The sequence below is a fragment of the Candidatus Rhabdochlamydia sp. T3358 genome, assembly GCF_901000775.1.
Taxonomy (GTDB): domain Bacteria; phylum Chlamydiota; class Chlamydiia; order Chlamydiales; family Rhabdochlamydiaceae; genus Rhabdochlamydia.
Genome location: NZ_CAAJGQ010000025.1, coordinates 1 through 4,923, shown reverse-complemented (window position 1 = coordinate 4,923; position 4,923 = coordinate 1). Strand labels below are relative to the sequence as shown.

Sequence of the window (4,923 nt, the reverse complement as noted above, 5' to 3'; positions counted from 1 at the left end):
ATACTACTGCGTAAAAGAGTTATTATTGAAACTGTAAATGATCAACTTAAAAATATATCCCAGATTGAGCACACAAGGCATAGATCAGTGAGTAACTTTTTGGTTAATACTCTTTGTGGAATTGCAGCTTATATGAGGCAACCTAAAAAGCCTTGTATTAGGATGTCTGATAAGGAAAGTTTAGAGCTAGTTACCAGCTAGAAAACCCAAAACTGGGGTTATAAGGTGTTTATATATAGTCATTTATTGATTCGAAAAAATAAGAAAAACAAAAATCTATTGTAAATTGATATCTAAGTAGGTTGTAAAGATCTAAGAGTGTAATAGGTTGAATCAAATTTTTAGTATCTCTAGCTATACCAATCCTCTAATGATGACAACAGTCACAAGAGCTAGCTTTACCAAAAGGGATCAAAAAGGTCAGGAATGTTTTCCCACCAAATCTTTTCTGCTGTGATTTTGATAGTAGAGAATTCATTAACATCTGGTTTGGGGGGGAAATTTTCCCATATTATTTGTAGCTCAACCATTTGTTTGTCTAAGATGAAATCAAAGATACTTCCCGTATCATAAGGCATTTGTAATGTTCCAAAATAAGGGATCTCCCTAATTGATATAGTTTTAATATTTTCTAAATGCAGCTTTCCTTTAATACAATCATGTTCTGACAACTTAGTATCATCTTTTAAATCTTCAATATCCATCTGAGCACTCTCCATGGAAATTTCCATATTGTTGTGATGATGCTCTATAGAAATGATTGATCCATCGTGAAAAAATGGCGCATAATACTCGATTAAATTTTTTTTCATAGTTATTTCCACCAAACTTAATCTGGAGAGCTGCAAGAGCTTTGATTAATTTTTTGGTAAAAAGTTAATCCATAGTCGCCATATTCTTCATCACAAATATATTTAATAATAAAATTCTTGGTTGGGAAGTCTTTTTCTAGTTTTGCTTGCCATATCTGCACTAGAGACCGAGCTAAGGATTCTGATTTTACTTCTTCATTTTCTTGATTCTCAAAATATGGATCGGTAATAAAAAAATTCATCCAAAATTCAACTTTTTCTTTTCTTCTTATTAAATCTTCAATTTTTTCTTCTGAAAAATTTTCCTTCAGAAGGATATAATCTTTGTAGACAATAAAAGAAGGCCAAAATAATTCAAAAAAAGCAAAGTATATATCGGAATCCACTTTTTTTAATTTAGTTATATGGAAAATGTAGTCATACAAAGAAAATTTATTGCCTTTATTTAATTTTGTCCATTTTGCAAAGTCTTTTAAAATTAAATTTTTCATGAGCTATCCTTTTGGAATTTCTTCCGGCTTTGCTGGCCTTACTGTAGGCTTACCTGGGATAGGGCCTATGGGTGATAGATTATTTTTGGTTTCTTTCACATTTGGCCTAGGTACATCCCCATGAGGTTTGCCAGATCCTCGATATTGTTTATAGGTGCCATCTCCATTATAAGTCGTATATGAGCCAGCAATCCCTGGAACTTGAATTATTGTATGTGGATTACCCGCTGCTCTTGAGTCTGGATCAGGGCAAAGAGCTTCTTTTTTGGAAGTTTTTAAAAAGAACGTTATCGTAGCTTCTTTCATAAATGACCTGAGAAACTTTATAACCTGCGTAAGCAGCAATTCCTGTGAGTGCTGTATAAGCAACCGGAACAACAAAAGCTGTTATAAAGAGGGCAAATCATAAAGGTTTCATGCCTTATCACTATACTTCTGAGTATTTCTCCAAAAAACGACCAGCAACTCGAATCTCTCTACCGGTCTTAAATTTTATAATATAAATCCAATCCCCTAACTCTGAGAAAAATTCTTTTGCAATGTCTTCAAATTTGATTTCCGACATGCCGCATACAACCCCAATCTCTCCTGGACAAAACTGCTCTGGAGCATCTTGCTTAATAATAACATAATCATTCCACGCATATTCATTATTTTTAGATGGCTCATTTTCAATCACCCAATGACGAAATACTTTCAAAACTTCTGGTAAGTTTCTAACGCCACATCTTCCTTCAAATTTAGTGTTCTTAACTGTACAAAGTATCCAATCTTCTTCCGATCGATCTATTTTTATCTCTTGGAAATTTGCATATTCTAGATCTGTCTCGTTCAAATCTATTATTAATGACCAACCAGGATTGTCAATATTCTCGAGAGAGACTCCATAAGTATGTTCCCAATCCCCATCACAGTTATCTTGATACCACTGTTGAAGCCATAAAAAATCATCTTCTATCATAAGATTTTCTTTTATTTTGATATTTTCCAAGGTAAAATCGAATGATTCATTTTCAACCCAATGACGAAATACTTTCAAAGTTCCTGGTAAGTTTTCAATACCACATCTTCCTTCAAATTTAGTGTTCTTAACTGTACAAAGTATCCAATCTTCTTCCGATCGATCTATTTTTATCTTTTGGAAATTTTTACTTTCTAACTCTGTATCTTCCAAATCTATTGTTAATGACCAACCAGGATTGTCAATATTCCCTATTTGAATTCTATCATCTTGCTCCCAATTTCCATTGCAATGGACTCGAAACCATTGTTGAAGCCATAAAAAATCATCTTCTTTCATAGATTTTTCCTTTATTTTGGGATTTCCCAAGGTAAAGCTGGTCTAATGCCTCCTGGACAAGAGGGATCATGAACATGAGGGACTTCTATCTCTTGGTCTAAAACCTTATTCCGATGAGACCCAGCTCCTGGACCATCATATCTTTTTACACTTTCATAAGGAGCTGGGTCTCTAGGATTGGTTTGTGGTTTAAAGGTTTCGTACTTTATCACTTTATTAGTCTCCGGGTGTCTTCTGAACACACTATGTGCGACGACGCCTTTTGTGTCTGGATCTGGCTTTAATTTGTCTGGCCTTCCACTCCCTTTACCAGTTCCTTTTTTTGAAGCATTGCTCGGTCCTCGGACTGTAGAAGAGTTTTTAAAAAGAACGTTATCGTAGCTTCTTTCGTAAATGACCTGAGACACTTTGTAGCCTGCGTAAGCAGCAATTCCTGTGAGTGCTGTATAAGCAACTGGGACAATAAAAGCTGTTAAAGAGGGAAGAACTAATTCTGCACCCCAGACTAAAAGGGGTATTGCGAAGGCAAATTCTCCGGTTGGATCTCGATAGGCAAAGGGATTATTGAAAACATATTGGTAGAGGTTGGAATGATCAATGGGCCCTAAAGGATCTCTAGTTAACCAACGGCTAAGTTCTGGATCATAGTAGCGCTTCCCGAAGTAGACAAGGTTTGTTTTTGCATCGTATCTTTTTCCTGCATAGGCATAAGGGATTGCATCTGTTAACCCTGAACCAAAGGCATCACACGTGTTCTCTTGAGCTATTTTTTTTGTTTTCCAATCAATCAGGTAGCGGATTGTTCCTTGTACATCTTGAACAGGGGCATAGGGGCGGTTTTTTATTTCAATGGCAACGATGTTTTGATGGCCTGGTATTTTGAGCTCTTGAGGTTGCATGGCTTCAAAAGATCCTATCTCTTCATCATCGATGTAGAGATAGGAAGTATGGCCTTTTTGTAATCTTCTTCCCAAGGCGTCGTAAACGAGGTTTTCTCCTTCGACTAGGAGTTGATCAAAAACATCAAAACCAAAGCCGGGTTTTGTCAGGTTTCCGTTTATATCGTAGGGAAGTCCTTGGATCTGATTTATGGCATCGACTGGTTGAGGTTTCCCATTTTTCTCGATGCAGTTGTAGTGCTGGTCGTAGAGGGCTGTGAATTTATCTGTTTCTGAGGTGAGTTGGGAAACCTTATCGTAAGTATAAACGACAGTGCCTCTTTGAATGAGGTTGCCGGCTTTATCGTAGATTAGGGTATCGTTCAGGTAGGGATTTATTTGGGATGTTCTTCTTCCGGTCTTGTCGTAAGTATAGGTGGTTTGAAAAAGTCCTGTTTCTGATAGGGGAAGCCCAGCTTCATTATATTCTTCATATATGTGTGAATACAAGGTGGAGCCCTTAGGATTTAATCTGGTGACTCGTCTAAGATAAGGACCCTCATATTCATAAACGATGCGGCTGTAATCAGGGAGCGTTCTTGTCAAAGGGCGATTCCAATCATCGTAGGTACTCTCCAACATAAGCCCGTTGGAAAATTCTTCTTTTAAGATATTGCCAAAGGGATCAAGAGTTCTAGAAAACCCACTTCCTTTAGTTAAACGGCCTAAGCGATCGTACTGAAATTCGCGAGAGCTGCCTAGGCGGGAGCTTACTTTAATCAATTCCCCTTGAGAATTATATTCATATGAGAGAAGAGTCCCGTCGGGTTTGGTTTTTGTTTGGATTTTTCCACTTGGGGTATAGGTCCAAAAAGTGGTTCGGGTTTCTGCTTCTGTTAGGGAGGTTTGGTTTCCTTTAGGGCTATAAGAAAAGTGTAAAGGCCCTTGTCTAATGAGTCGAAGAGCTAGGTCGTATTCGAATTCTTCTAATAAACTGCCTAGGCAGAAGCTGCCTGGGATTTCTCTTTTAAGAAGAAGGTTGTGTGCATTGTAGGTTTCGATCGTCTCTATGTTTCTTGGATCTCGGATCGTTTTGACTAAGACTTGATCTCTTTCCTCATAGGTAATGTTTGTTTGTGCGCCTTCCTCATCGACTATTTTAATCAGGCGGTTATAAGGATCATAAATAAAAGAAGAAGTTCCTGCTCGTTTGATTGTTGCAGCAAGACCTGCTGAATCATAAGTCCAATGGGTTGTCAGAAGGCCATCTATGGATTTTGTGAGCAGCTGACCCATTTGATCATGAACATAGGTGATGCAGCGATTCGCTGTTTCTTCGGCTGCTAAAAATCCGAGGGAGTCATAGCGAAATTTTGTTTTGCGATTAGCTCTTGTCTCTTCTATTTTTTGCCCTGCTAAATTGTATTTGTAGTAAGTGGCAA

The 4,923-nt window shown here is 37.4% G+C and carries 6 protein-coding genes; 1 reads left to right on the top strand and 5 read right to left on the bottom strand.

Annotated features, from left to right (window positions below; all coding sequences use genetic code 11):
• Positions 1-201 (top strand): transposase (locus tag RHTP_RS07370; protein ID WP_244609539.1); only part of this gene is annotated, 201 nt, incomplete at its 5' end.
• Positions 202-398: 197 nt separating this feature from the next.
• On the opposite strand, the gene RHTP_RS07365 is transcribed toward RHTP_RS07370, so the two are convergent.
• From RHTP_RS07365 to RHTP_RS07345, 5 genes are all read right to left on the bottom strand, one after another.
• A complete protein-coding gene (locus tag RHTP_RS07365; protein WP_138107484.1) occupies positions 399-812 on the bottom strand; it encodes a hypothetical protein in 414 nt (137 codons plus the stop codon).
• A gap of 17 nt (positions 813-829) precedes the next feature.
• Complete coding sequence (locus RHTP_RS07360) at positions 830-1,303, bottom strand: hypothetical protein (protein WP_138107483.1); 474 nt, start codon at positions 1,301-1,303, stop codon at positions 830-832.
• Between the two features lie 3 nt (positions 1,304-1,306).
• Positions 1,307-1,609: a polymorphic toxin type 24 domain-containing protein gene (locus RHTP_RS07355; protein ID WP_138107482.1), complete on the bottom strand. Its 303-nt coding sequence runs from the start codon at positions 1,607-1,609 to the stop codon at positions 1,307-1,309.
• 121 nt (positions 1,610-1,730) lie between these two features.
• Positions 1,731-2,603 (bottom strand): immunity 53 family protein, encoded by an 873-nt coding sequence (locus RHTP_RS08990; RefSeq protein ID WP_138107481.1) that lies wholly within the window; start codon positions 2,601-2,603, stop codon positions 1,731-1,733.
• Between the two features lie 11 nt (positions 2,604-2,614).
• Positions 2,615-4,923, bottom strand: a 2,309-nt coding sequence (locus RHTP_RS07345) for an RHS repeat domain-containing protein (protein WP_138107480.1), incomplete at its 5' end; no start/stop codon positions are given.